Origin of the sequence: Oenococcus alcoholitolerans, from assembly GCF_051852995.1 — a bacterium.
GTDB classification, from domain to species: domain Bacteria; phylum Bacillota; class Bacilli; order Lactobacillales; family Lactobacillaceae; genus Oenococcus; species Oenococcus alcoholitolerans.
On the sequence record NZ_CP176042.1, the window covers coordinates 998,151 to 1,024,583 of the forward strand.

The following is a 26,433-nucleotide window of genomic DNA, read 5'->3' on the forward strand; positions in this document are numbered from 1 at the left end:
CGCATGTTCGTTTGTCAAGTATAAAAAAACGTCCTTTTTCTATAGACGATTTTCTTCTATCATTTTCTTCAATTTAGGACTTTTGCAAAAATCATGTAAATGTTTGGCAGTGACCAATAGTTCGCTTTTTAAATGATAGTCTTTAAGTCCTTCAGCGATTCTGGCTTTTATTAATATCAACTCACCGAAATGCCAGCTGGAATCATTCGACTTTAATATTTTAAATGCCTTTTTTAAATAAAATTCAGAACGCGGCAGATCAGAAAGTTCCAAATGATGTTCAGCCAAGGCTTGATACATCCTAATATAACTAGTCATCGAAGAAGATTCGTGATAAGGATGAGCTTTTAAAAGATCTACCACGCGATCAAAGCATATCCCGGCTTTGTAATAATCTCCGCTTCTATGCCATATCTGAGCCTTGATGGTATTAGCTAATGCATAATAAAACCAGATTTTTTGTTGATCAGGAACATTGAATAGTTCGTCACAATGAAAATTAGCATCATCGATTCTTCCATAATGAAAATAAGCAGACGCATATAAATAATGATATTTTTGAAAATCTATCGATGTACATAAACTATTTTGTCTGATCGCATTTAATTCCTCGATAACCTGACGAAAATGTTCCTTATCCAATTTCGAATGAATTAGATCAAAACGGCTTTCCGGCAAAAAGCCATTGGGAAAAGCCTCCTTGTAAGAAAGATTCAATCGTTCCATGATCGGCTGAAGGATATTGATATTGGGAACGATACCCCTTTCGATCGCACAGATCGTGGCTTGGGATGTAATGCCTAAAGCTAGTTCGTTTTGTGTAAGGTTTAAATCTTGGCGGCGATTTTTAAAAATCTCACCGTTAAGGTTTTGCATAAATTCTCCTGTTATTTTTTCTGGTCAGCAAATAAAAAAAGTAATAAAAAATCGTTCGTCAAAAAGGCGAACGATTAAAAACAGAAATATTAATCATCAATTTCTGAAACAGTACCAGCACCAACGGTATGGCCGCCTTCACGAATAGTGAATTTAAGACCTTTTTCGATAGCAACCGGCTTCATCAATTCAACAGTGAATGTAACGTGGTCTCCAGGCATAACCATTTCTACACCTTCTGGTAATTCAACAACACCAGTAACATCAGTAGTATGGAAATAGAACTGAGGACGATAGTTAGTGAAGAATGGAGTATGACGTCCACCTTCTTCCTTAGTAAGGACATAAACTTCACCCTTGAACTTCTTGTGGGTCTGAATCGAACCAGGCTTAGCCAAAACTTGACCACGCTCGATCTGATCACGGTTGATACCACGAAGAAGAGCACCGATATTGTCGCCCGCTTCCCCTAAATCAAGAGTCTTACGGAACATTTCAACACCAGTAACAACGGATTCTCTAACTTTATCTTGCAAACCAACGATTTCAACTGGATCGTTGACCTTGATAGTTCCACGATCGATACGGCCAGATGCAACAGTACCACGACCAGTGATAGTGAAGACATCTTCGACCGGCATCAAGAATGGTTTATCAACGTCACGTACAGGTGTTGGAATATATTCATCGATAACGTCCATCAAATGAAGAATAACTTTTTCCTGTTCTGGATCTCCTTGAAGAGCTTTCAGGGCAGAACCTTTGATAACGGGAATGTCATCTCCAGGAAAATCATATTCAGACAAAAGTTCACGAACTTCCATCTCAACAAGATCTACCAATTCTGGATCATCAACAAGATCAGTTTTGTTCAAGAAGACAACGATGTAGTTAACACCAACCTGACGGGCAAGCAAGATGTGCTCACGAGTCTGTGGCATAGGACCATCGGTCGCAGCAACAACAAGGATAGCTCCATCCATTTGTGCGGCACCAGTGATCATGTTTTTAACATAATCGGCGTGACCTGGAGCATCGATATGTGCATAGTGACGCTTGTCAGTCTCGTATTCAACGTGTGCAGTGTTAATAGTTATTCCACGCTCACGTTCTTCGGGAGCGGCATCAATCGAGGCATAGTCCTGGGCTTGCGCAAGGCCCTTCTCAGACAAAACCTTAGTGATAGCTGCAGTTAAAGTGGTCTTACCATGATCAACGTGACCGATGGTACCAATGTTAACATGCGGCTTAGTTCTTTCGTAATGTTGCTTTTCAGCCAATTTGGTTTCCTCCAATTTATTAGTTCATCGAATAAGCGATGTAGGCTTAAAATTTTAAGCTTATACTTTATGGCAATTGCACTAAAAGTAAAAAGCCTTAACTATTATACAAAAGTTACAGACAAAAACCAAGGAAAACGCACTTTTACAATAATTTTTAGCTATAAATCGCTAAAACATTCCCTTTTGCAAAAGAAATTTCAACATTTTGCCCTGGTAAAAATTCATTAGAAGCAAAAACACGGTCGGTCTGTGATGAATAATCGTCAAGATCATACTTCGCTCCTTTGATCGAAAAATGACTTATACCGCTCAAAAGAACGAAACCAAGATATTTCTTTCCAAACAGATCTTTGACCTGATACTTTCCGGGGCTGAAAAAATCAATAATATTTTCTTTGTCAAATAATCTGATTTTATCTATCAATCCCTTATAATCATCTAAAAACACGTCCAGAAGATTACTCAATTCGTGATCCATCCTGCCGCCGGTCATCCCGAATAGATTGATTTTTAGATCGTCGTCAAGATCATAATGATTCGTGATCCACTGTAAAGCTAGTTCTGTATCAGTGTAATCTTTTTCCGGTTCAGCCTGTAAAAATTCGTTTGGATCAGTCTTGCTTTTAACTATCCGATATTGATCGCTGGTCAAAGAATCAAAATCACCGATAGAAGTGATATTTTTTAGACCATGGTCGATCAAATAAAAAGCACCGGCATCAACGCCTATCCACTCGACGTCTTTTTCTCTTAACAAGCTATCAAAATTATCGGGTAATTTATCCAGCGGACCGCCGGCTAAAACATTAATTTTGACCAAAATCAGTTACCTCAAGCAAGCGTTTTACTTTCGCTGCCGGGTCAACTTTGTCATATACATAAGATCCAGCAACAGCAACGTTTGCACCAGATTTATAAGCATTGATGATCGTTTTGTCATTGACACCGCCATCGATCTCAATATCAAAATTTAAGCCGTGTTCCTTTTTATAGCTGTTCAGATAAGAAATTTTAGAGACCGTCTCCGGCAGGAATTTTTGGCCACCAAAGCCAGGGTTGACAGTCATCACAAGCACTTGATCCACCATTGAAAGCACCGGTTCGATAGCATATATCGGGGTGCCCGGGTTCAAAACGACCTCTGGATGGATACCGGCTTTTTTGATCATTTGCAAAGCCCTGTGGATATGCGGTGTTGATTCAACGTGAACGCCGATTATATCTGCACCAGCGTCAATGAATTCCGGAATAATTTTTTCTGGATGCTCTACCATCAAATGTACATCTAGAGTAAGTTTGCTTGGCGAGTCTTTGATCTGTTTGACCCATCCCGATCCGTAAGAAATACTTGGGACGAAAACTCCGTCCATGATATCGATATGCAGATATTTAGCACCTGCATCCTCAACTAACTTGATTTGATCTGCCAAATGCAGATAATCAGCCGCCAAAATAGACGGTGCGACGATAACACTCATATTTTCCCTCCAATTAAAAATATTAACAAAAAAACAGTACTTAATGACGATCAGTACTGCTTGATGATGAAGAAGAACTTGATGAAGAACTCGAAGAAGAACTTGATGAAGAACTTGGTCTTGATGAAGAACTTGATGAAGAACTCGAAGAACTTGGTTCCGAACTAGAAGACGAACTTGGCGGAGGCGGAACTATTTTTTGCGCGACCAGCAGGCTGACATCGGTCGTAGCGGTTATTTCCGTTCCCGGATTCGGGTTTTGATTCAAGATATCACCGCTGTTATAATCCTGGCTTTGACGATAATTTATTTCTAAATGGATCCCATTTTGATAAGCCCATGTTTGTGCCTGGTTCAAACTAGTGAAGGTCGGGACGATCACTTTCCTTGGTCCGCGTGAAACAGTGAAAGTTACTGAAGTGGCATAGGGGTCAACTTTACGATCAGCCGGGATAGATTGTCTGATTATTTGACCGCTAGAAACCGTATCAGAATAGCGGCGGATACGGTGAACTTTATATCCTTGGTTCCTTAAAAGACTTGCGACCGTAGAATAATTAGACCCGACATAATCACCAAATGTAACTCGTCTGGCACCGTTTGAAACGAACAGATCTATCTTCGTTTTTTTACCTACGTGTTGGCCAATACGCGGGTTCGAACGTATGATCCGTCCTCTTCTAACTACTCTGGAAGTCGTCTGGCTGACATTCCCGACAACCAAGTCGTTATCTCTGATTAATCGTTCAGCTGTATTAAGAGTTTGATTTCTTGTGTTCGGTACTTGGACAGTGCCCGGCCAAAACATTGCCGTGATGATGACGATCATACCGGCAGCTATCAAAGCTGCCACAGTTATCAGAAAAATCTTTCTATTAAAAGGAAATTTTCTTCCCTTCTTATTTTTTTTATTTCCAGAAGGACCGATCGCACTCTCATCGGTATTTTTTGATTTCGATATTGGACTTTGACTAGCAGTATCAGCCTTCTTTTGTCCATCGATCTGCAAGCCGCTGGCAACCTGATTTTTCAGATCCTCCAAAGGTATCACCTTAGTTTGGGCCTGATCATCAATAAATGGCGCTAATCTTTTTTCGTCCGCCCTTCTTGGCGAAAGGCTGGTCCTGAGATCATTAGCCATGTCTTCGGCGGTTAAATAACGATTATCAGGATTTTTCGCCGTTGCTCTTAAAATAACGTTTTCAAGCGGCTGGGGTATATTCGGATCGATCGAACGAGCATAGGGCATCTGTTCAGAAGAATGTTTCATTGCGATCGAAACAGCTGTTTCGCCTTTATAAGGAACCTGGCCCGTAAGCATTTCAAATAAAATAACACCAAGTGCGTAAATATCCGACTTATTGGTCGCCATCCCCCCTCGTGTCTGTTCGGGACTCAAGTAGTGGACTGAACCAAGAATGGCATTCGTCTGGGTCATTCCGAACTCGCTGCGCGCGATCGCGATCCCAAAATCGACTATTTTTATAGAACCGTCTTTGCCTACTAAAATATTTTGCGGTTTAAGATCACGATGTACGATACCGTGATTATGTGCCATTGAAACAGCCGAAAGGACCTGCTCCATGATGTTTACTACTTGAGCATAAGGTATTGGAAAATAGCGGGCTATGTAATTTTTCAGATCCATGCCGTCAACGTATTCCATGGCTAAATATTGCATGCCGTCATAGGAACCGGCGTCAATGACTTTAACGATATTCGGATGGATCAGTTGAGCGGCGGCTTGAGCTTCTCTTTGAAATCGCCGGACAAAATCAGGATTATCTTGAAGATCGAGACGAAGGACTTTGATAGCTACTCGCTGATTGCTCTTAGTATCGACAGCTAAATAAACGTTGGCCATCCCGCCTTCGCCTAAGGGCCGGACAATTTGATATCTATTTGCAAATGTTGAACCGGGATTCATTGATTGTCCTCCATAAATTGCGACATCAAAAGCACGGTGACATTATCAAAACCGCTCTGTTCGTTAGCCATGCTTATCAGCAAAGCGACCATCTCGCTTAAAGATTTGTGTTTCGATTTAAGCACTTTTAAAATATCTTTTTCGTCTACTTGTTTTGTAAGACCATCCGTAGCCAGCATAACTATATCGTTATTATCAACGATACTCTGTGAAAAGGACATTTCAGTGTTTGCGTTCAAACCGAAATATCTGGTTATGCTTTGGTGATGAGGTATTTTTTCAACGTCATCGGCAGAAACTTCACCTCTTTTTAACAGTTCATTGCCAAAAGAATGATCGAAGGAAAGCTGCTTAAGCTCACTGCCATTAAATAAATAAGCACGAGAATCGCCAAGATTTCCGACAAGCACTTTATTACCGACAGAAACAGCCAGTACCATAGTCGTAGCCATCTTAGAAAGATCATCGAATCTTTTTCCGGCTTCTAAGATCCGACTATTTTCTTCTCTGGCTTTTTGAGAGATCCATTTTTTTGATGAGTCTAAAGAATCGATGCTTGTCTGCTGCCAGCCGAAGCCAAAATTATTAACGACCATTTCAGCTGCTATATCGCCGCCCTTTTCACTGGTAACACCATCGGCCACGATCGCTAATTTATAATGTTTTTGGTTAGTAAAAATACCAACAAAATCTTGGTTTTCCTTTTTTCTTGTTCCGATATCACTTAAATAGGCTATTTGCATAGGTCTTCCGTAACATTATTGCAATATTATAACCCCTTTGTCCAATCACCGACATTAAAAGAGCGGCCGACACCATTCAAAAAATCCTCGATCAACATGTTTTTTTTGCCTGCCGGCTGAACTTTTTTTAATAAAACGACCTTGCCATCAGCTGCTGTAATACCCAATTGGTGCTTATCTTTGATCGATAAGCGGCCGACCTCGCCAAACTTTGGACCGACCGCAGCTTGATACAATTTTATTTTATGCCCGTCTAAATCAAAAATCGTCCCCGGTTTAGGAGAAAGACCTCGGGTCAGATCAACGATCTGCTTTGCTGTTTGCTTATAAAAATTCAATTCAGTTAATTTATGATCTATTTTGGGCGCTAAAGTTATTTTTTCAGGGTCCTGTTTTATTGGCTGAATCTTGCCTTCAGCCAATAAAGGCAAACTTTTCAGCAAAAGGTCGCGTCCAAAGACGGCTAATTTTTTAAACAAGCTGCCCGCATCATCTGTTGGTTCGATCGGTACTTCTATCGTTGATATGATATCGCCGGCATCCATCTCCTTGACCATGTACATGATCGAAATACCTGTATGATCATCGCCGTTTATCAAAGCCCAATTTATCGGGGCAGCCCCGCGATATTTAGGCAAAAGACTGGCATGCACATTGACTGCAGCGATCGATGCTGATCTAAGGAGCCTAGTTGGAACGAATTGTCCAAAAGCAGCAGTAACCAAAAAATCAGCTTTTAAATTTATCAATTCATCCATTTCTTTTGAACCGGATAATTTTTCCGTCTGAAAAACCGGAATATCATTGTCTAAGGCAATTTGCTTGCTTTGAGTCGGTAAAATCAAGTGCTTGCGGCCGACTGGGCGATCTGGCTGACTAACGACCGCTGCGACCTCGAATTGCGGATCGGATATCAAGCCCTTTAAAACCGTTGCGCTAAAATCTGAAGTTCCGAAAAAAATTACTGTATAAGCCATCAAATAAATGATACCGGATCTTTGTCGATACTTAAATAAATATTTGCAGGAAGTTGGAGTGAAAAATGTTCCTGCAGCTGATTCAAAGTCGGATCGAGATTAGGATCCCTTTTATACTTGATGATCATTTGAAAATAATACCGATTGTCCAAACGGGCAATAGCTTTCGGAGTAGGACCCAAAACGATCGTTTTTTTATCCAGACGCGGCTTAACGAATTCGGCAACCTTTTCGATCGCCTGGCCGGCCGCAAATTGATCAGGTCCGTTGACTGATATTTGAGCAATAAAGAAATAAGGCGAATAATCGGCTAAATGACGATAGTGCATCTCAGTCCTAAAAAACTTTTCATAATTTTGTTCAGCAGCCAGCGAAATCGCATAATTATCAGGATTATAACTTTGTATGATGACTTGGCCCGGTCTTTTTGATCTGCCGGAACGTCCAGCAACTTGAGTAAGAAGCTGAAAAGTCTTTTCCTCAGCTCGATAATCAGGTAAATTCAAAGCTGTATCGGCATTTATGACACCGACTAAGGTAACTTTTGGAAAATCAAGTCCTTTTGCCACGATCTGGGTCCCGACCATGACATCATATTTCATTTTTGAAAAATCATTCAGATATTTTTGCAGACTGCCCTTCTTTTTAGTTGAATCCTGATCCAAGCGGACGATCCTTAATTCCGGTAAAAGCTGCTGCAAACGCCTTTCAACCTTTTCTGTTCCAGTGCCAACGTAACGTATCTTATTGCTGGAACAGATCGGGCACACTTTTGGGATCGGTTCTTGATATCCGCAATAGTGGCATTTTAAAGAATGACTATCCAAATGCAAGGTCAGTGAAAGATTGCAGTTTGGGCAATGAGGAACAAAACCGCAATTACGGCACATCAAAAAAGATGAAAATCCCCGTCGATTCAAAAGTAAGATCGTTTGCTGGCCATCCTGCTTATTTTTTTTGATCTGATCTAATAATTCAGGACTGAAGTCACTGTCGCTATGTTCTTTTTGCCAGTTTTGACGCATATCGATTATTTTTACTTTCGGCAGCAAAGAACCGGAAACAGCCCGTTTATCTATCTTTAAAAGTTCATAAATACCCTTTTCAGCACGAGCGCGCGATTCCAAGCTCGGGGTAGCTGAGCCGAGTAAAACCGCTGCTCCGCTATGATCAGAACGCCATAAAGCAACTTGTTTGGCACTATATCTCGGATTGTCTTCCTGCTTATAATTGCTTTCATGTTCTTCGTCGATAATGATCAATCCCAGATCTGCAACCGGAGCAAAAATAGCCGATCTGGTGCCAATAACTATTCGGATCTTCTTATCTAAAATTTCCTGCCATTGGTCCATTCGCTGCCCATCGGATAAACCAGAGTGGATCAAGGCGATTTTTTGTGCAAAACGAGACTTTACACGATCGATCATTTGCGGGGTCAAAGATATTTCCGGAACGAGCAAAATCGCGCCCCTTCCCAGATCAATAGTTTTTTGGATCAATTGCAGATAAATTTCGGTTTTTCCCGAACCGGTGATACCTTCTAACAAAAAAGTTTTATTTTTTTTATCGACGATCGCTTGCTCGACTTTATCGTAGACTGCTTGCTGCTGATCATTCAAATGCAAAGAAAAACTTTTGTGAGGATTTATCTCTTTTAAAGGATCCCGATCCAATCTTTGATACGATTCTTCCAACCAGCCCTTATCTGCAGCTCTTTTGATAACAGCCGGCGAAACGGAAGCTATCTCGCTTATTTCTTTTTTAGTGAAAAAACCATGCTGATTGCCATTCAAAAAATTCAAAAGTTTTTTTTGCTGAGCACTGGTCCTATTTTTAATAGCGAGTTCTTTGATCTCCTGTTCAGCCAAACGATTCTCATAAACAAGGATCTTTTTCTGCTGATCGCGGCGGCCTATAGTACTGACAGGAATGACCATCCCCTTTTTAATAAATGACCTGATTTCTTTTAACTGTTCCGATGAATATTTTTTTGGAGAAAAATCGATCTGGTCTTGGCCAGCAAACAGCTCTTTCAATTTCGGGTCGTCAACATTGTCAGCCATCCGCAAACGCTTTAGATATTTGGCTTTATAGGCATTAGGCAGCATAGACTGGATAACTTGGACCCTGTATGAAAAAACTGCCTTGGCAAGCCAAGATGAAAGCTCAAGCGATTGTTGGTCCAAAATAGGTTTTTGATCGATCAAAGATTCGATTTCTTTTAACTGCATATCCTTTTTTTGATCATCAAGCTCAGCATCTGCAACGATATAGCCTAATAGCCTTCGATTGCCAAAAGGAACGATCACACGGCAGCCGATATAATCGTCCTGCCTTAAATCATCAGGAAGGATATAAGTAAAAGGCTGGTCAGTCTGGCGTGTCGGCAGATCAACTATCACTGATACTATTTTCATTTGTATACCACCTTTTTACCTGTCAAGATCACTGGCATATTTTTCATTGTAATATTTTGCCATCAACTGACGCAGGATACCTTTGAAATCAAAAGAAACATCGGCTTTTTGCAAAGAATGGAACCAGGGCAAAAAGTAATAATGGTCTAAACTGGCCAATTCATAATGACCATCTGGATCTATCTGCTCTTCTTGGATCCCGAAGAAAAACATTCGGCCAAATTTATCGCCGCGAAAACCGGCACCATTGATGTGAAGATCCAAGAGCCTCGGCTGCTGCAGTTTAACTTCTTTGATCAGCTCCAAAAGCAGTTTTCCATCCATTTTCGCCAGCATCGGGTTGATCGTGTGAGGCATATCTTTCAGTAATTGGTAGCTGTCAAGCGGACCGGATAATAAATCATCCATAAACATACCGGATGAAACCATTGCGATGTCAGTATGAAAATTTTCTTTTAAAGCTGCAGCACAATCCTTCAACTGCTGAAAACGGTCTATTTTTTTTGGTAAAAAAGCAACTATTCGTTCTGATAAAACCTTGCGTCCGTGGTCATGCCAGCTTTTGATAAAAAGCGGCTGGTATTCAGGTTTGATCAAATTATCAAAGCTGATCGTATGTGCCTTGACATCGACGATTTTATGTTGAGCATCGATCCTTATCTGAACTTCGCCGACATTTTCGCCATACTTGCCGGCCGCTGCCAGCATCGTCTTGTTGACCTTTTTACCAACAGGCAATAAATGATGAGTATGTGCGCCTAAAATAAGCGATATTGATGGAAAACGTCCTGCGATCTCTTCGTCTGCAGGAAGACCTAAATGAGAAAGCAGGATCTGAACGTCGGATTGACGTGAAAGTCTTGGTTCCAGTTCGGAAATAACGGGAAAAGGCTGGACCGGAATCCAATCATTCAAGGGATATGTCATTTCATAGGCAGCCGTTAATCCGAAAACAGAAATCCTTGTCTTGGCCTTAGTAACAAAGACACGATAATCTTCTGCCCACTTTGGACGACTATGATCATTTTCTAAAATATTAGCCAGCAATACGGCAAATTTTCGCTGATCATAGATTTCTTCCATACGTTCATGCGGAAGTCCCAAACCCTCATTATTGCCGATAGTAATACCATCATAACCGGCGTCATTAAGCAGTTGAGCATTATCCTTGCCCCAAGTAGCTTGCGTGTTGTCGTCAGAACGATCAATAAAATCGCCAATGTCAAAAACAAAAACTTCATGTCCTGCTTTTTGAAGCTCTTTTTTACGATTTTTTATCCAATAAGAAATGGCCGGCCAGTGTTCGATATGGCTGTGCAAGTCGTTAGTGTGTAAAATTGTTATCAATTCGTCTGTCATTTATCGCCTTTTAGCAAAATCATCTGCCTTAGCTTTGATCAAAAAATCAATTTGCTGCATAGACAAAGGGGCACCGAAAATCGGCATATGATCGTGCGGAAAATAATCAAAATCAGCAGAGTCAATGCCGACGTTTATATTTTCTTTGATATCTACCGAACTGTGATGTATATGCCCATGCAAATTAATACTATTTTGTGTGATACCGAAAATAAGCGGATAGTGCGTCAGAAAAAACTGGTGATGATCATATTTAAAATAGGCGCCAACGTCATGAAAAGAAAATTTCTTATTCGGATTATCGGCAGAAACCGGATGATTATTTTTTTCTAAATATTTAAATAGATCACGACTGTCATGATTGCCTTTGACAAAAATTATCTGCACTTTCAAATGATCTAAGAGATCTAAAAGTTGTTTTGGTGATGCTGTTTTATAATAAACGGCGATATCGCCGCAATGATAAACAACATCCTGGTCAGTCACAGTATGATTCCAAGCATCGATTATCGCTTGGTCCATGTCTCCAACGGTTAAAAAATCTGCCCTTCTTGGGGCAAAATGGGGATGTTCGATCATCGCTGGATCAAAAAAATGCGTATCTGCTGTAACAAACTTCATATATAGATTTTAACAATTATAAGGAAAGACAAAAAAATTTAAAAATAATTTTTGAATGTTCGTCTTTTGCTGTTAAATAATCTCTGCGTGGAGGGAAAATGAATCAATATTTTAAATTAAGGGAGAATCACACAACAATAGGTCGTGAAATACTTGCCGGGTTAACGACTTTTGTTTCGATGGCCTATATTTTATTCGTCAATCCAAGTGTATTGGGAGCGGCCGGTATGAACAAAGGGGCTGTTTTTGTGGCTACCGGTTTGATCGCTGCGATCGCGACTGCTTTTATGGGGATCGTCGCTAAATATCCATTTGCGATCGCACCCGGATTGGGGATCAACGCCTTTTTTGCCTACTCAGTCGTCATAGGTATGAAAGTACCCTGGCAGACAGCTCTGGCATCGGTTTTTGCCGCCGGCATACTTTTCTTTATCTTAACTGTATTTAAAATACGCGAGCTGGTCATCAACGCGATCCCTAATGACTTGAAAGCTGCCATAGCCGCTGGGATCGGACTATTCATCGGTTTTATCGGTTTATCTGACGGCGGAATCATTGCAGCTTCCAAAGATACCATGGTCACTTTAGGCAATTTGGGAAATCCAACTACTTTATTGACCATATTCGGCATCCTGCTGACTTTGATCCTTTACGCGACGAAAATACCCGCTGCAATATTTTTGGGAATGATCGGAACGACTTTAGCCGGCATCATAACCGGTTTGATAAAATTACCGTCATCCTTGATATCGCTGCCGCCTTCTTTGTCGCCTACTTTTGGACGTGCGATCTTTAATTTGGGACAGATCAATACTTTTCAATTAGTTATCGCCACTCTGACTTTTCTTCTGGTCGCCTTCTTCGATACTGCCGGTACTCTAGTCGGCCTAGCTAAAAATGCCGGTTTTATCAATGATAAAGGAGAGCTGCCGCGAGCAGGCAAAGCTTTGATGTCGGACTCGATCGGAATGCTGGTAGGACCGATCTTGGGAACTTCGCCTACGACTGCTTATATAGAGTCCTCTGCCGGGATCGCGGTTGGCGGAAGAACAGGCTTAACAGCTTTGAGTACCGCTATTTTCTTCTTGCTTTCGTTGGTATTCAGTCCGCTTTTGACTGTCGTGACCTCGCAAGTCACTGCACCGGCACTGATACTGGTCGGCATTTTAATGGCATCTAATTTAGCCGAGATAGATTGGAAAAATTTCCCGGTCGCTGCTTCGGCATTTTTGATCGCGATCGGTATGCCTTTAACTTACAGCATTTCTGATGGAATATCATTAGGTTTTATTACTTACCCGATCTTGATGCTGGTAACCGGGCAAGGCAAAAAAGTTACTCCGATCATGTATGGTTTAGGGATCGTCTTCGTTGTATTTCTAATCTTGGTTTAAGAGACGACACCAAATCAAATAAAACAAAAAGTTCGCTATTGACGAGCTTTTTTTATATTTTTAAATTTTCCCCGCCCTTAAAAACTCCATAAGCGAATATCTTGCCAGTCTTGAAAAAAATAGTTAACATATGTTCATGAGCCAAAACGAAGAAGAATATCTGAATTTAGCCAAAAGGATCCTTGAAAAGGGCCGCGATAAAGACGATCGAACAGGCACCGGCACAAAGTCGATCTTCGGCAGCCAAATGCGCTTTGATCTTGCCGAGGGTTTTCCTTTGCTGACAACAAAAAAAGTTGCTTTTGGTTTGATAAAAAGTGAATTACTATGGTTTTTGAGCGGCGACAATAATATTCGTTATCTGCTTGAACACAATAATCATATTTGGGATGAATGGCCTTTTAAAAAGTGGGTCCAGAGCAGCGATTACAAGGGTCCTGACATGACCGATTTCGGTTTGAGGGCTGGCAAGGATCCTGTTTTTGCAAAAATATATAAAGCACAAAAAAAGATCTTTGTCGACAAAATACTGAGTGACGATGATTTTGCCAAGAAATATGGAAATATCGGTGACGTTTACGGCAAATTATGGCGCAGCTGGCCTAATACCTCCGGCAAGGGGACAACTGACCAAATAAGCCGTTTATTAAAGGATATCAAAGAGAATCCAAATTCAAGACGTTTGATCTTGAGTGCTTGGGATCCGGAAACTACTCCTAAAGCTCCACTGCCCTCTTGTCATGTATTGAGTCAATTTTATGTTGCTGACGGCAAATTAAGTCTTCAATTGTATCAACGTTCAGGTGATTTCTTTTTAGGAGTTCCTTTTAATATTGCAAGTTATGCCCTGCTGCTGACAATGGTCGCAAAACAAAGCGGTTTAGAAGTCGGCGAGTTCATTCATACGATCGGCGATACTCACATTTACAAAAATCATATCGAGCAGGTCAAAGAACAGCTGCGCCGACCGATGCATAAATTACCAACGCTTGAATTAAATCCGGAAATAAATTCTATTTTCGATTATCGACCGGAAGATATTAAAATAAAAAACTATATCCACGAAGATCCAATAAAAGCTCCAGTAGCTGTTTAATTTTTGATATAATGGCTCTTGGAACTTTTTTTGCGAACATAGTTCAGTGGTAGAACGCCACCTTCCCAAGGTGGAGGTCACGGGTTCGATCCCCGCTGTTCGCTTTTATTTTTATCTAAATTTAAATAGGACGTTAGCTGATGAAAAAAATTATCAAAGAACTTAGGCTGATCGATTTGATAGCTTATACTATTGGATGTGCAATCTATGCTTTTTCTTTGATATACGTCAATATACCTAATCATTTGGCCGAAGGCGGTGTAACAGGTTTAACTTTGATATTCAGAGCTCTTTTTTCGCTTAATCCAGCTATCTCAAACGTCCTTTTTAACATCCCGATTTTAATAATCGGTTTAATAATGCTTGGCCGCCGCCAAATAATCGCGACCTTCTATTCGATTTTGATTTTTTCCTTCTGGTTATGGATCTTTGAAAGGTACCATTTGGTCATAAATTTAAATCATGATCCTTTGATATCGGCTTTACTGGCTGGTTTGTTGATCGGTCTTGGTCTTGGTATCGTTTTTAGATTCGGTTCAACTACTGGCGGTTCTGATGTTATAGCCAGGATCGTAGAGCAAAAATTAGGTGTAACGATGGGAAAATCTTTATTCGTTATCGATTCAGTGGTCTTAACGATGTCCTTAGTATATTTAAATTTTTCGCAAATGATGTACACCTTGATCATGTCTTTTGTTGCCTCGAATGTTATCAATATGGTTCAAGCCGGAGGTTATACAGCGCGTGAATTTTTGATCTTCTCTCAAAAACCGACTCAGATCGCTGACAGCATAATGAAAGAAATAGAAAGAGGCTCGACCTACATAAATATCGAGGGCGGTTTCAGTCATAAACCCGGCAAAGCTGTCTACGTCGTAGTTGATCCTTCCGAGGTCCGTCAGGTCCGAGAGATCATTGATCAGATCGACCCCAAAGCTTTCGTTTCGATCAGAACGGTGACCGAACAATTAGGAGAAGGATTTACATACCTAAGAAAAAAGCGCTCATTTTTCGGGCGCTAAAACTTTTTGAATTATAACATCGAATTGATCGGTCGGCAGTTGATCGATCAATTGGCGATTCAAGGCTAAGGCTATCGTCATGCCTTTATATCCATCCAGATAGCGATCATAATAACCAGCTCCGAAACCAATCCTTTCGCCTTTTTTAGTAAATGCCAGGCCTGGAACAATGATCAAATCGATCTGGTCCTTAGGATATTCTATGCTGCTTACCGGCTCGATTATCCCCATAGATCCGGGCGTCGCCGGTGTGTTCCGGTCATATTCAACGAAAATCATTTTTTTATTAATTATTTTGGGTATTAGAACCTTTTTACCTTGACTAAGGGCTTGGTCGATCAAAGGACCAGTTGCTAATTCTTCCGGCATACTCATCGTGATAGCGACGGAACCAGCTTGTTTCCAAACGGCAGTAGAAAAAAGCTGTCTATATAAAGACAGCGCTTCTTGTTGCTTTACCGTCGGATCATATGAAGCTAGTCTTTCTTTTTGCTTGCGACGAATAGCTTTTTTAATATGGTCGATATTCACCATGGCAAATCAAAACGGATTGGAATCAAATGGAAAATGGTCCATTAAGTTATAAACCTGTTTTTTAACATCAGCTAGTTCAGCTTGATCATCATGAGCCCTTAGAGCAGTAACGATCAATTTTTCTACTTTGACAAAGTCTTCTTCTTTCATTCCCTTCGTCGTCATCGCCGGCGTACCGATCCTAACTCCGGAAGTAACAAAAGGCGACCGCTGTTCGTTTGGAATAGCTTCTCTATTCAGCGTTATTGACACGCTATCAAGGATCTGCTGAGCTTGTTTGCCGGATAAACCGGTTTTTGTCAGATCAAGCGTAAACATATGATTGTCGGTCCCTCCGGAAACGACACGAATGTCATCTTCTTTAGAAAACGCATCAGCCATTGCCTTGGCGTTTTTAATCACTTGTCGACTATAGTCTTTAAAAGAAGGTTGGAGATCTTCATAGAAAGCAGCCGCCTTAGCAGCGACGACGTGATCAAGCGGTCCGCCTTGCGCAGTCGGAAAAACAGCTGAATTTATTTGCTTAGCGTATTTTTCGTCTGCCAAGATCATGCCGCCGCGAGGTCCGCGCAAGGTTTTATGTGTCGTAGTAGTGATGACATCAGCCAATCCAACCGGGCTGGGATGAAGACCGCTGACGACCAAACCAGCGATATGAGCAATATCAGCCATCAGATAAGCGCCAACTTCGTCTGCAATATCACGAAAAGCTTGAAAATCTATCGTTCGTGAATAGGCTGATGCTCCACAAACGATCAAATTAGGTTTAAATTCCTTCGCTTGTTTTAAAATTGCATCGTAATCCAGCAGCTCCGTATCAGGATCAAGCTTGTAAGAAGCAGAATTGAATAATTTTCCTGAAAAGCTGACTTTAGCCCCATGTGTTAAATGACCGCCGGCATCCAGATCCATTCCTAAGATTCGATCACCTGGTTTTAAAAAGGCCATATATGCTTCAAAGTTAGCATTCGAACCAGAATGAGGTTGAACATTAGCATAACTAACGCCGAACAGTTCTTTAGCTCTCTCGATCGCAAGATTCTCAACTTGATCGATATATTCATTTCCACCATAATAACGGCGGCCGGGATAACCCTCTGAATATTTATTAGTTAAAACACTCCCCTGTGCTTGACGAACAGCCTTTGAAACAAAATTCTCAGAAGCGACCAGCTCAATATTGTGATTTTGCCGTTTTTCTTCTAAGCCAACAGCTTCAGCCAATTCTGGATCCAAAAAATTCCCACTCATTTATATCCCTCCAAGGAAAACTTTTATAAAGTAATTGTAAACAAAGACATGTTTGTTTTGTGGTTTTATGCTAGATATTCTGTCAATCGTTTAACTGCTTCTTGCAAATTTTCATCAGAAGCAGCGTAACTCAAACGCAGGTATCCTTCTCCTCCTTGGCCAAAGCAGGATCCTGGGATCAAACCGACTTTTGCCTTATAAGCTAATTCCCTAGCAAAAGCAAGATCATCTTGATCTCTATCAGCAGGTATCTTCAAAAATAGATAAAAAGCACCATCCGGAGCAGCGACTTTAAACCCTAATTTTTCAAATTCAGGAATAAGGTAGTTACGGCGTTTTAGGTAAGTCTGACGCATTTTTTCATTCGATTTATCACCAGCTGGACTCAATGCAGCTGCCGCTCCGGCCATCGAGGTATCAGAAGCAGCAGTGATGGCAAATTGATGGATCTTAACGATTTGCGAGATCAACTCTTTCGGTGCCGCAACAAAGCCGACTCTGGCTCCAGTCATAGCATGTGATTTGGAAACGCCATTCAAAACGACCGTTTGTTCTGGCAAATAGCCAGCGATCGAAGTATGCTTGCCAACGTAATTGAGTGTTGAATAAATTTCATCAGAAAAAACGAAAAGATCTGTTTTTTTGATTATATCCGCTAAATTCTTAAGCTGCTGCTCGGAATATTCTACTCCTGTTGGATTATTAGGATATGTCAACACTAAACCGACTGCTTTAGGATGATCATCGATCGCTTTTTGCAATTTTTCCGGTGTCAAGACGAAATCGGAATCATTAGTCGGTATGTAAACGACCTCTGCATCATTTATGTGTGCCAACTGGCCATATAGCGGGTAAGCCGGCGAAGGAACCAGTAATTGGTCGCCTGCTTTTAAGATAGTTGAAAGTGCAGAAAAAATTGCTTCTGTTGAACCGACCGTAGTTAATATTTCCGTTTCAGGATCATAATCCAATCCATAATTTCGTTTCAAAAAATCAGTCGCAGATTTACGAAAAGACTCAGATCCGCGTGCCGTCGAGTAATGCGACTCATTGCGCTTGATCGAATCGATCATAGCCTGCTTAACGAATTCAGGCTGATTAAAATCAGGTTCCCCTAAAGTTAGGCGCAAAAGACCATCAATTTTTCTAAACTCGGTATCTACCGCTCTTATTTGATTGACTTTGATATTTCTGATATCCGGCCGAACAACGTTAATTAAATTTTCTTTCAAACTTGGCATTATTTCTCCCTAAATAATTGATAAGATTCCTCGGGATCAGGCACCGAAACTAGGTCTCGTTTAACTAATTCTTCGGCAATTTGAACCGCATTCCAAGCAGCACCTTTGAGCAGGTTGTCAGCTACTACCCACATCCAAAAAGATCCGGGATTTTCTTGGTCGGCTCGAATGCGGCCAACAAAAGTATCTCTTTTGCCAGCCGCATTGATCGGTTGCGGATAAAGCTGATTTTTAGGATCATCTTGAAGAATCAAGCCCTTGCCTGCAGCTATTGCTGACTGTATCCCCTCAACACTTGCCTTATTTTTATCAGCGACCTCAAAATAAACTGTTTCGCCATGACCGACCGGAACAGGTACTCGAACAGAAGTAGCAGTAACTTTTATCTTGCTGGAATTCATGTCATTAAAAAAGATTTTTTTAGTCTCATGGATCATCTTCCATTCTTCATGGGTATAACCGCCGTCTTCAAAAACGTCGATCTGCGGCAAGAGATTGAAAGCCAGCGGATAATGATTCTTATCACCTTTGACCGGCAGGATCGAAGCTTTCATCTCCTTGCCTTCAAGATAATCGCGTGCTTGTTGTTCTAATTCGTTCCAAGCAGATTGGCCGGCCCCGGAAGCTGCTTGGTAACTGGAAACAATAACTCTATCAAGACCGAACTTGTCAAAAACAGGTTTCAAAGCTACGACCATTTGAATCGTTGAACAATTCGGATCAGATACGATACCTTTATGATTTTTTAAGACATCAGCATTGATTTCCGGTACGACAAGCGGAACATTTTCATCCATCCTGAAATAAGAAGTATTGTCAACAGCTACAGCTCCTCTTCTAACTGCTTCCGGCAACAACTTTTTTGAAACTGAACCGCCGGCAGAAGACAAAACAAGATCAACGTCATTAAATGAATCCGGTTCAGCGACTTGAACTGTATAATCCTTGTTCCTAAATGATCTTTTCTGTCCAGCTGAACGTTCAGTCGCTAACAGCTTTAAATTTTTGACCGGAATATCAGATTGTTCCAACTGTTCGCGCATTCTGCTGCCAACAGCTCCGGTCGCTCCTAAAATAGCCACATTGTATTCTTTTGCCATATTATTCAAGCCCCATTATTTTTTCTAAACCAAAAACCAAATTTTTTTGATCATCAACTTTATAAAGGGCCATTTTCACACCTTCCATAAAAGACTTTCGATCAAAACTATTTTGGGCGATCTGCAAACTTTCGCCCTGACCTTTAAAATCTACCGACTGATAAGCAACGTATCCAGCCTTGCGTTTGGAAAGTATCTTAACATCATTGATAATATTTTCCTGACCATCGTGATCGTCAAAATCACTAACGGTTTTTGCACCAGCTTGAGCCAATAACTGAGCCGTAGCTTTAGCGGTACCGCTCGGAGCGTCGACTTTATCCGGATGATGGATCTCGGTTATCGAAACATCTTTCATGAAACGACCGGCGATCTTAGAAAAATACATTGCCAAAACAGCCGACACGCTGAAATTTGGTGCAATAATGCCGCCGACGGAGTGATCTTCAGCCAGTTTTTGCAAACTAGTTACTTGATCAAAAGAAAGACCGCTGGTACCAATGATCGGACTAATGCCGTGTTCGATCGCCCAAGAGCAATTATCAAAAACTGCATCCGGTTTTGTGACATCGATCCAAACATCATAGCTGCCACGGATCTGCTCCAAAGAAGTAAAGAGAGGGATATCGCCTTGGTAAGCATCAGCTTTATCACCAGGATGAGTAAATAAAGCTTTCAGCTCGCTTTGCGGATCATCCTTTATCAAGGACTGTATTTGCTGACCCATCTTGCCAAAAGCACCTGCTAAAATAATCGATCTCATAAGCCGATCTCCTTAATGATATTATCAGTTTCTTCCTTATCCAACGGCAGGATCGGCAATCTTGGTTTGCCGGTTGGTATTCCCAAATGATCATAAACTGCCTTGACCGGCGATGGCGACGGGTGGCTGAACAAAGCTTTGACTCGCGGATTTATAAAACGAAAATCAACTGCTGCTGTTTTTAGATCACCGGCATCCAGCGCAGCAAACATCTCAACGAACTTTTTTGCAAAAAAGTGCGAAACAACTGAAATAGTTCCAGCGCCGCCTAAAGCATAATTAAGAAATGATTGACCATCTTCACCAGTGAATACCAAGAAATCTTTAGGTGCTCTTTGGATAAGTTCGGACATATCGTAATCAGAAGCACATTGTTTTACAGCGATGATATTTTTGTTTTCGGCAAGCTGCAAAAGCGATTCGACCGTTAAACCGGAAATAGTCCTGCCGGGAATGTTATATATGATTATCGGCAGCGGACTGTTGTCGGCAATAGCAGTAAAATGAGCGATCATCCCCTCTTGATCGGGTTTATTGTAGTAAGGCGTAACTGTTAAAAGAGCATCGATACCAGCTATCTTGCCTGCTTTTTGCGCGAAATCGATCGTTTCCTGCGTATTGTTAGACCCGACATTTGCGATCACTTTCGCTCGGCCGTTTACAAATTGGACTGTTTTAGCAAACAATTCAAGTTTTTCATCCTGTGTCAAAGTTGGTGATTCACCTGTAGTCCCTGCAGCCAAAAAACCTTTAACACCATCATCGATCTGATCATTGATGATTTTTTGATAAACATCAAAATTGATATGACCGTCATCATCAAATGGTGTGATGATCGCCGTGATCAAATTAGTATCTGATAAAATATTCGTCATTTTTCCATCCTCGATTCTAAAAATGATCTGATCGCATAAAATCCCTTTGCCAAAGCAGCCTCATCCGGATTCAGGCCATCAGAATGCAAGTCGTGATCTGGATCGCCGACTCCCAGCCAACACATAGTTCCCTGAAAAGTATTTGACAAAAAACCAAAATCCTCTGCGATCATTGCTGGCGGAACGATCTTAAAATCGATGTTAGGATCATTTTGCATATGATCAATAAATAAACTTGCTGTTTTTTCGTCATTAACAACTGGATAGTAGCCGCCTTGGCGGAAATTCAATTCTAGTTTTTGATCAAATGAATGTGCAACACCCTCCGCTATTTTTTGGATATGATCGGTCATCACTCTCATGCCGTCCTGAGTAAAACTGCGAATGGTTCCTTCTAAGTCGCTGCGGCCGGAAATTATATTCATAACTTTGCCCGAAATGAATTTTCCGATCGTGACGACTCCACCTTCGATCGGATCGATATTTCTTGAAACGACCGTTTGCAGGCTGGTGACAAAATTAGCAGCAGCAACGATCGAATCATTTGCTCGCTGAGGATAGGCCGCATGACCGCTTTTACCGATGAAACTTACTCGCAGTTCATTAGAACCGGCAAATAAAGTCCCCTTGCGGCTGGCGATCTGACCAGTTGCTAACTTAGGGTTGACATGCAAAGCATAAAATTCATCTGGGCGGAACGATCCTTTAAAACCGCCTGCATCGTAAAAACGTTTTCCGCCAAAATCATTTTCTTCTGCCGGTTGAAAAAAAATCAACAGGTTATCTTTTGGTTGATTTTCAGTAAAATAATCTGCCAAAGCAATAGCGATCGCAGCATGAAAATCATGACCGCAAGCATGCATGACGTTTTCATTTTGACTAGCAAAAGGCAGCCCCGTACGTTCTTTTATCGGCAGAGCATCGATATCAGTCCTCCAGCCGATGGTCCTTTTAGGATCATAGCCGTCTATGCGCAATAAAATGGCCGTCGGCACCTCTTTGAGAGTTTCAATAGTTAAATGTTTCTGGTCGAACCCAGCGATCTGTTTTAAAAGAAAATCATGTGTCCAATGTTCTTTCATGCCGATTTCGGGATGGGCATGGAGCTGGCGCCTAATATTTATCAAATCTTTTTCTTGAAGCATCAGAGATCTCTTAAGGCATCAACTAAAGCTGTCTTGCTTTCTGTTTTCTCATCGATCGTTTTAATCACTTTTGCTGGAACTCCAGCAACCAAAGTATGCGGTTTAACATCCTTAGTCACTATTGCCCCTGCCGCGACAACCGCCCCGTCGCCGACTGAAACACCTTCAATGACAACTGCATTAGCACCGATCAAAACATCATCGCCGATCGTCACCGGTTTAGCAGAAGCCGGTTCGACTACCCCGGCTAAAACAGCACCTGCACCGATATGCGAATGCTTGCCGACGATCGCCCGGCCGCCTAATACAGCATTCATATCGATCATACTTCCCGCGCCGATCACAGCACCGATATTGATGACCGCACCCATCATGATCACGGCGTTATCACCGATAGAAACCCTCTGACGAATAAGCGCGCCCGGTTCTATCCTTGCTTTGATATTTTTTAAATCAAGCAAAGGCACAGCCGAATTACGAGAAATATTTTCGACCTGATAATCTTTTTCAGATAAGTCAGCCAGTAAAGGTCCAATATCCTGCCAATCGCCAAACAAAACGCCGAAAGCTTCAGAATGAAAATTTTTAACGTTTTCAGGAATATTTTTAGTGATCTTTCCTTGATAAAAAACCTTTACCGGAGTCTTTTTCTTTGCTTCTGCAATATATTTGATAATTTTTTCTGCATCAAACTGATCATTGTTTTCAGTCATCTTTAAACCTCATAATCCAAATCTAAATGTGTAATATCTTGGTAAGTTTCTGGTTTTACGACCAAATCCGATCGAGAACCATTTACAAAAACGATCCCGGGCCGCGGATTGCGATTATAGTTGGATGCCATTGAATAACCATAAGCACCCGTGTCCAAAAGAACCACCAGATCGCCGATTTTAGTCGGCGGCAGGCTCGTCTTAGGTATCAAGACATCCCCGCTTTCGCAATATTTGCCGACCAAAGCGACTGTCTGGCCGTTTTTCGGGTCAAACTTAACTTCTCTGGCCAAAACAGCTCGGTAATCCGCTTGATACAAAGCAGGCCGTATATTATCGCCCATACCGCCGTCAACAGCTAAATAAGAACGCAAACCAGGTATATCTTTACGAGAACCGACCGAATAAAAGCTGTATCCAGCAGGTCCAACGATCGATCTTCCCGGCTCGATCCAAACTTCCGGCATCTTTAAGCCCGTTCTCTTTGTCGCGTTCTTTAATGCGTCGCAGATATTATGAATGAATTCGCCGTAAGGAAGCGGGTCATCGGCTTCCGTATATTGAATTCCGAAACCTCCGCCAAAATCCAAAACTTTTGGTTGAAAATTCCACTGTTCAGAAAGATCAACGAATAATTCTGCCAAATGGCGATAAGCAGCTACATCAAATATTTGTGAACCAATATGAGCGTGGAGACCAAGAAGATCAAGAAAATCAGTTTCCCTGATCATGTCAAAGGCTTTTTTTGCTTGGCCGCTGCTCAGATCAAAACCGAATTTGCTGTCCTGCTGGCCTGTTGAAATAAATTTATGAGTATGTGCTGAAATTCCCGGGCTTATCCGTATAAGGACCTTTTGCCTTTTAAAAATTCCCTGATCATAAAGTTTTTTCAATAAATCGATCTCATGGAAATTGTCAACGATGATCGTACCAATACCGGCTTCGATCGCTTCTTTCAACTCGCTTTCCGATTTATTGTTACCGTTAAAAGCAACTGATCCTAAAGGAAAACCGGCTTTTTTAACAGTGGCTAATTCCCCGCCGGAAACAACATCGCAGTGGATATTCTCAGCCTTTAAAATCTTATAGACGGCAGCGATCGACAAAGCTTTGCTGGCATAACTTACTTGATAGGATACCCCTTCTTTTTTGAAAGCACTTTTAATTTGCCGAATATTTTTGATTATCTCTTGAACGTCGTAAACGTAAAGAGGTGTTGAAAATTTTTCAGCAATGTCTCTCGCCGCAACGTTACCTATATATAATTGATTGTTCTTTATCTGCATATAATAAAACCCCCGTTTGCTCTAAGAAAACAAACGAGGGCTACGCCAAAATCGTTTGTCCGTCCTAGCGCTCCACATCACTGTGACAGTCAGCAGCTTATTAAACTGCTGACCAATGCACGACAGCTGCTCCCATCGACATTTCGGCAAACTCCCCTTTCGTTCGATTCATCATAGCAGTGATAAAAAACCGAATTACTCTTGTCGCTTGCGACCTCTATTACGGATGATAGATTTAGTGTATCATAAAAAATAGCGAATCAAAAATAGTCTGTAAATGAATTTTACTAAGCACTTGACTTTAATCCTTTTTTTTGGGAAACTAATATAGTTATTGAATAAAGGAGCAGCTCATGGCAGTTATATCAAATAAAAATTCTAAATCTCACAAACGCAACCGTCGTGGTCACATTGCTTTGAACGTTCCTAATATCGTGTTAGATAAAGCAACCGGTGAATACACTGTTGCACATCGTGTATCTCCAAACGGTCTCTACAAGGGCCGTCAGGTGATCCAAAAGGCTAGCAAATAAGTGAGAATTAAAACAGCTTCGGCTGTTTTTTATTTTGCTTAAATGCGCTTAAAAAGCAACAAAAAAGCGATCAAGATCGATCGCTTTTTATATTAACTAAGTCCAGTTATCCGGCCGTTTTCGTCAACATCGATTTTTTCTGCGGCTGGATGTTTCCCAAGGCCCGGCATCATCAAAACCGACCCAGCCATTGCAACGATGAAACCTGCGCCTATCTTAGGAATAAAGCGGCGAATATGAATCGTAAATCCACTCGGCGCGCCATAAATTTTAGCATCGTCAGTCAAACTATTAGGAGTTTTCGCGATCACGACCGGCAGGCCGCCCCAGCCATTATCTTTAAGTTCTTGAAGATCTGCCTTAGCTTGATCGCTGAGCTCAAAGTCCTTTCCGCCATAAATCTTCTCGACGATCGTTTGGATCTTCTCTTCGATCGATCGATCTTGTTGATATAATTTTGAAAATTCATGTTGATTATCAGCTGCTGCCACAACTTTTTCAGCTAGATCCAAGGAGCCTTCAAAACCATCAACGTAACTAGTTACGATCGAAAATGCCATCTTCCGGCCTTCAACATAACTTTCGGTTTCACGAATCTCTTCAATGCTGTCATCGAAAAATTTATTAAGAGAAACAACGATCGGCTTGCCATAATTTTGCAGAGCGTCAAGGTGCCGCTGAAGATTGGCGAGCCCCTTTTTGACTGCCTCAGGATCGCTTTTTGACAAATCGCCAACAGCAACACCGCCGTGATATTTTAGTGCCTTGATAGTTACTACGACCACAAGCGCGTCTGGTGCTTTGCCTAATACAGGAACTTTGATATCCATGAACTTTTCAGCCCCGAGATCAGCACCGAAACCGGCTTCCGTAACCGTATAATCGGAAAGCTTAAGAGCAAGATCGGTCGCGATCACCGAATTAGTACCTTGAGCAATATTAGCAAACGGACCGCCATGAATAATAAAGGGAGAATGTTCAAGCGATTGGACCAAGTTAGGGTTAATAGCATCTTTCAAAATTGCTGTCAGCGAGCCGGCAACCTTTAGATCATCTACTGTGACTGGTTTTTTATCAGTATTAAGACCAATAACGATACGGCCAAGCCGCTTTTTAAGATCTTGAAGATCTTTAGAAAGAGTCAAAACGGCCATTATTTCCGAACTAGCAGTGATGTCAAATCCAGAATCACGGACTGGACCGTTTATTCTGCCCTGACCCAAAGTTATTTTTCTCAAGGAACGATCATTGATATCCAAAGTCCGGCGCCAATAAATTTCATTAGGATCGATCTTTAAGGCATTTCCTTGATGAAGATGATTATCGATAACAGCTGCCAGCAGGTTATGTGCTGAAGTGATCGCATGAATGTCCCCGGTAAAATGCAGATTGATATCTTCCATCGGAATAACTTGTGCATATCCGCCGCCGGTCGCACCGCCTTTTAAACCAAAAACCGGTCCCATTGATGGTTCGCGTAAAGCTCCGATCGATGATTTCCCTAACCGGTTGATAGCATCGACTAAACCGATCGTTACCGTGGTCTTGCCTTCACCAGACGGTGTTGGATTGATAGAGGTCACCAAAATAAGCTTTCCGAGTCTTTGACTATTTTTAAATGCCGAGCTGTCTATCTTGGCTTTATCATGACCGTAAGGAATCAATTGCGAACCGGAGATGCCGATCCGTTTAGCGATCTCGCTGATCGGCAGCGGTTTAACACTATGTGCGATTTCAATGTCTGTTTTCATATTATCCTCCGAACTCTTTAGGCAAGAAAAGTATAAAATAAAAAACCT

24 protein-coding genes, 1 tRNA gene and 1 riboswitch are annotated in these 26,433 nt (G+C 41.4%); of the genes, 5 read left to right on the forward strand and 20 right to left on the reverse strand.

The genetic code is table 11. From position 1 onward, the window contains the following. Positions 1-39: 39 nt before the first annotated feature. The 10 genes from ACKP2L_RS05690 to ACKP2L_RS05735 form a co-directional block, all read right to left on the reverse strand. The gene (locus ACKP2L_RS05690) at positions 40-876 is read right to left on the reverse strand and encodes a helix-turn-helix domain-containing protein (protein ID WP_439424901.1); all 837 of its coding nucleotides are present in this window, start codon (positions 874-876) and stop codon (positions 40-42) included. A gap of 89 nt (positions 877-965) precedes the next feature. Next, entirely contained in the window at positions 966-2,156 is a 1,191-nt protein-coding gene (gene tuf / locus ACKP2L_RS05695; protein ID WP_439424902.1) for an elongation factor Tu, read from the reverse strand. 157 nt (positions 2,157-2,313) lie between these two features. Continuing rightward, complete coding sequence (locus tag ACKP2L_RS05700) at positions 2,314-2,979, reverse strand: thiamine diphosphokinase (RefSeq protein ID WP_439424903.1); 666 nt, start codon at positions 2,977-2,979, stop codon at positions 2,314-2,316. Then, entirely contained in the window at positions 2,966-3,637 is a 672-nt protein-coding gene (rpe, locus tag ACKP2L_RS05705) for a ribulose-phosphate 3-epimerase (RefSeq protein WP_439424904.1), read from the reverse strand. Before rpe ends, ACKP2L_RS05700 begins: the two co-directional genes overlap by 14 nt. Positions 3,638-3,677: 40 nt before the next feature. Beyond that, positions 3,678-5,564, reverse strand: a complete 1,887-nt coding sequence (gene pknB / locus ACKP2L_RS05710) for a Stk1 family PASTA domain-containing Ser/Thr kinase (protein ID WP_439424905.1) — start codon at positions 5,562-5,564, stop codon at positions 3,678-3,680. Further along, positions 5,561-6,307, reverse strand: coding sequence for a protein phosphatase 2C domain-containing protein (locus ACKP2L_RS05715; protein WP_439424906.1), 747 nt, complete (start codon positions 6,305-6,307; stop codon positions 5,561-5,563). Before ACKP2L_RS05715 ends, pknB begins: the two co-directional genes overlap by 4 nt. A 26-nt stretch (positions 6,308-6,333) precedes the next feature. Beyond that, positions 6,334-7,284 carry a methionyl-tRNA formyltransferase gene (gene fmt, locus ACKP2L_RS05720; RefSeq protein ID WP_439424907.1) on the reverse strand — a complete coding sequence of 317 codons (951 nt, stop codon included), beginning with the start codon at positions 7,282-7,284 and terminating at the stop codon, positions 6,334-6,336. Beyond that, entirely contained in the window at positions 7,284-9,701 is a 2,418-nt protein-coding gene (priA, locus tag ACKP2L_RS05725) for a primosomal protein N' (RefSeq protein WP_439424908.1), read from the reverse strand. Before priA ends, fmt begins: the two co-directional genes overlap by 1 nt. Before the next feature lie 15 nt (positions 9,702-9,716). Further along, entirely contained in the window at positions 9,717-11,060 is a 1,344-nt protein-coding gene (locus ACKP2L_RS05730; protein ID WP_439424909.1) for a bifunctional metallophosphatase/5'-nucleotidase, read from the reverse strand. Then, a complete protein-coding gene (locus ACKP2L_RS05735) occupies positions 11,061-11,681 on the reverse strand; it encodes a metallophosphoesterase (RefSeq protein ID WP_439424910.1) in 621 nt (206 codons plus the stop codon). Between the two features lie 98 nt (positions 11,682-11,779). On the opposite strand from ACKP2L_RS05735, the gene ACKP2L_RS05740 reads away from it, so the two are divergent. From ACKP2L_RS05740 to ACKP2L_RS05755, 4 genes are all read left to right on the forward strand, one after another. Then, positions 11,780-13,075, forward strand: coding sequence for an NCS2 family permease (locus ACKP2L_RS05740; protein ID WP_439424911.1), 1,296 nt, complete (start codon positions 11,780-11,782; stop codon positions 13,073-13,075). 136 nt (positions 13,076-13,211) lie between these two features. Further along, a complete protein-coding gene (locus ACKP2L_RS05745) occupies positions 13,212-14,171 on the forward strand; it encodes a thymidylate synthase (RefSeq protein WP_439424912.1) in 960 nt (319 codons plus the stop codon). Between the two features lie 32 nt (positions 14,172-14,203). Continuing rightward, a tRNA-Gly gene (locus ACKP2L_RS05750) sits at positions 14,204-14,275 on the forward strand. A gap of 36 nt (positions 14,276-14,311) precedes the next feature. Continuing rightward, entirely contained in the window at positions 14,312-15,193 is an 882-nt protein-coding gene (locus ACKP2L_RS05755; RefSeq protein WP_439424913.1) for a YitT family protein, read from the forward strand. On the opposite strand, the gene ACKP2L_RS05760 is transcribed toward ACKP2L_RS05755, so the two are convergent. The 9 genes from ACKP2L_RS05760 to lysA all read right to left on the reverse strand — a co-directional run bounded on the left by ACKP2L_RS05760 (position 15,176) and on the right by lysA (position 24,101). Further along, the gene (locus ACKP2L_RS05760) at positions 15,176-15,727 is read right to left on the reverse strand and encodes a 5-formyltetrahydrofolate cyclo-ligase (RefSeq protein ID WP_439424914.1); all 552 of its coding nucleotides are present in this window, start codon (positions 15,725-15,727) and stop codon (positions 15,176-15,178) included. The genes ACKP2L_RS05755 and ACKP2L_RS05760 overlap by 18 nt on opposite strands. 6 nt (positions 15,728-15,733) lie before the next feature. Further along, positions 15,734-16,978, reverse strand: coding sequence for a serine hydroxymethyltransferase (gene glyA / locus ACKP2L_RS05765; protein ID WP_439424915.1), 1,245 nt, complete (start codon positions 16,976-16,978; stop codon positions 15,734-15,736). Between the two features lie 65 nt (positions 16,979-17,043). After that, positions 17,044-18,219, reverse strand: coding sequence for an aminotransferase class I/II-fold pyridoxal phosphate-dependent enzyme (locus ACKP2L_RS05770; RefSeq protein ID WP_439424916.1), 1,176 nt, complete (start codon positions 18,217-18,219; stop codon positions 17,044-17,046). Then, on the reverse strand, positions 18,219-19,319 hold the full coding sequence (locus tag ACKP2L_RS05775; RefSeq protein WP_439424917.1) for an aspartate-semialdehyde dehydrogenase: 1,101 nt from the start codon (positions 19,317-19,319) through the stop codon (positions 18,219-18,221). Before ACKP2L_RS05775 ends, ACKP2L_RS05770 begins: the two co-directional genes overlap by 1 nt. A 1-nt stretch (position 19,320) precedes the next feature. Further along, entirely contained in the window at positions 19,321-20,082 is a 762-nt protein-coding gene (gene dapB, locus ACKP2L_RS05780; protein WP_439424918.1) for a 4-hydroxy-tetrahydrodipicolinate reductase, read from the reverse strand. Then, entirely contained in the window at positions 20,079-20,957 is an 879-nt protein-coding gene (gene dapA / locus ACKP2L_RS05785) for a 4-hydroxy-tetrahydrodipicolinate synthase (RefSeq protein ID WP_439424919.1), read from the reverse strand. The genes dapB and dapA overlap by 4 nt, the downstream gene beginning before the upstream one ends. After that, positions 20,954-22,102, reverse strand: coding sequence for an N-acetyldiaminopimelate deacetylase (locus ACKP2L_RS05790; protein ID WP_439424920.1), 1,149 nt, complete (start codon positions 22,100-22,102; stop codon positions 20,954-20,956). The genes dapA and ACKP2L_RS05790 overlap by 4 nt, the downstream gene beginning before the upstream one ends. After that, entirely contained in the window at positions 22,102-22,815 is a 714-nt protein-coding gene (gene dapD / locus ACKP2L_RS05795) for a 2,3,4,5-tetrahydropyridine-2,6-dicarboxylate N-acetyltransferase (protein WP_439424921.1), read from the reverse strand. Before dapD ends, ACKP2L_RS05790 begins: the two co-directional genes overlap by 1 nt. 2 nt (positions 22,816-22,817) lie before the next feature. Then, on the reverse strand, positions 22,818-24,101 hold the full coding sequence (gene lysA, locus ACKP2L_RS05800) for a diaminopimelate decarboxylase (protein WP_439424922.1): 1,284 nt from the start codon (positions 24,099-24,101) through the stop codon (positions 22,818-22,820). A 57-nt stretch (positions 24,102-24,158) separates the two neighbouring features. After that, positions 24,159-24,329, reverse strand: a riboswitch (Lysine riboswitch). A gap of 125 nt (positions 24,330-24,454) precedes the next feature. On the opposite strand from lysA, the gene rpmF reads away from it, so the two are divergent. Further along, entirely contained in the window at positions 24,455-24,634 is a 180-nt protein-coding gene (rpmF, locus tag ACKP2L_RS05805; RefSeq protein WP_439424923.1) for a 50S ribosomal protein L32, read from the forward strand. Between the two features lie 92 nt (positions 24,635-24,726). On the opposite strand, the gene ACKP2L_RS05810 is transcribed toward rpmF, so the two are convergent. Next, complete coding sequence (locus ACKP2L_RS05810; RefSeq protein ID WP_439424924.1) at positions 24,727-26,385, reverse strand: formate--tetrahydrofolate ligase; 1,659 nt, start codon at positions 26,383-26,385, stop codon at positions 24,727-24,729. Positions 26,386-26,433 lie beyond the last annotated feature (48 nt).

What these genes read in the sequence shown, in the direction of transcription:
- ACKP2L_RS05745 (WP_439424912.1), top strand. Translation starts at nt 13,212, where the DNA reads ATGAGCCAAAACGAAGAAGAATATCTGAATTTAGCCAAAAGGATCCTT.
- ACKP2L_RS05730 (WP_439424909.1), bottom strand. Translation starts at nt 11,060, where the DNA reads ATGACAGACGAATTGATAACAATTTTACACACTAACGACTTGCACAGC.
- ACKP2L_RS05690 (WP_439424901.1), bottom strand. Translation starts at nt 876, where the DNA reads ATGCAAAACCTTAACGGTGAGATTTTTAAAAATCGCCGCCAAGATTTA.
- lysA (WP_439424922.1), bottom strand. Translation starts at nt 24,101, where the DNA reads ATGCAGATAAAGAACAATCAATTATATATAGGTAACGTTGCGGCGAGA.
- rpe (WP_439424904.1), bottom strand. Translation starts at nt 3,637, where the DNA reads ATGAGTGTTATCGTCGCACCGTCTATTTTGGCGGCTGATTATCTGCAT.
- ACKP2L_RS05755 (WP_439424913.1), top strand. Translation starts at nt 14,312, where the DNA reads ATGAAAAAAATTATCAAAGAACTTAGGCTGATCGATTTGATAGCTTAT.
- priA (WP_439424908.1), bottom strand. Translation starts at nt 9,701, where the DNA reads ATGAAAATAGTATCAGTGATAGTTGATCTGCCGACACGCCAGACTGAC.
- ACKP2L_RS05775 (WP_439424917.1), bottom strand. Translation starts at nt 19,319, where the DNA reads ATGGCAAAAGAATACAATGTGGCTATTTTAGGAGCGACCGGAGCTGTT.
- dapA (WP_439424919.1), bottom strand. Translation starts at nt 20,957, where the DNA reads ATGACGAATATTTTATCAGATACTAATTTGATCACGGCGATCATCACA.
- ACKP2L_RS05790 (WP_439424920.1), bottom strand. Translation starts at nt 22,102, where the DNA reads ATGCTTCAAGAAAAAGATTTGATAAATATTAGGCGCCAGCTCCATGCC.
- rpmF (WP_439424923.1), top strand. Translation starts at nt 24,455, where the DNA reads ATGGCAGTTATATCAAATAAAAATTCTAAATCTCACAAACGCAACCGT.
- ACKP2L_RS05760 (WP_439424914.1), bottom strand. Translation starts at nt 15,727, where the DNA reads ATGGTGAATATCGACCATATTAAAAAAGCTATTCGTCGCAAGCAAAAA.
- dapB (WP_439424918.1), bottom strand. Translation starts at nt 20,082, where the DNA reads ATGAGATCGATTATTTTAGCAGGTGCTTTTGGCAAGATGGGTCAGCAA.
- fmt (WP_439424907.1), bottom strand. Translation starts at nt 7,284, where the DNA reads ATGGCTTATACAGTAATTTTTTTCGGAACTTCAGATTTTAGCGCAACG.
- ACKP2L_RS05740 (WP_439424911.1), top strand. Translation starts at nt 11,780, where the DNA reads ATGAATCAATATTTTAAATTAAGGGAGAATCACACAACAATAGGTCGT.
- ACKP2L_RS05715 (WP_439424906.1), bottom strand. Translation starts at nt 6,307, where the DNA reads ATGCAAATAGCCTATTTAAGTGATATCGGAACAAGAAAAAAGGAAAAC.
- glyA (WP_439424915.1), bottom strand. Translation starts at nt 16,978, where the DNA reads ATGAGTGGGAATTTTTTGGATCCAGAATTGGCTGAAGCTGTTGGCTTA.
- pknB (WP_439424905.1), bottom strand. Translation starts at nt 5,564, where the DNA reads ATGAATCCCGGTTCAACATTTGCAAATAGATATCAAATTGTCCGGCCC.
- ACKP2L_RS05735 (WP_439424910.1), bottom strand. Translation starts at nt 11,681, where the DNA reads ATGAAGTTTGTTACAGCAGATACGCATTTTTTTGATCCAGCGATGATC.
- ACKP2L_RS05770 (WP_439424916.1), bottom strand. Translation starts at nt 18,219, where the DNA reads ATGCCAAGTTTGAAAGAAAATTTAATTAACGTTGTTCGGCCGGATATC.
- ACKP2L_RS05810 (WP_439424924.1), bottom strand. Translation starts at nt 26,385, where the DNA reads ATGAAAACAGACATTGAAATCGCACATAGTGTTAAACCGCTGCCGATC.
- dapD (WP_439424921.1), bottom strand. Translation starts at nt 22,815, where the DNA reads ATGACTGAAAACAATGATCAGTTTGATGCAGAAAAAATTATCAAATAT.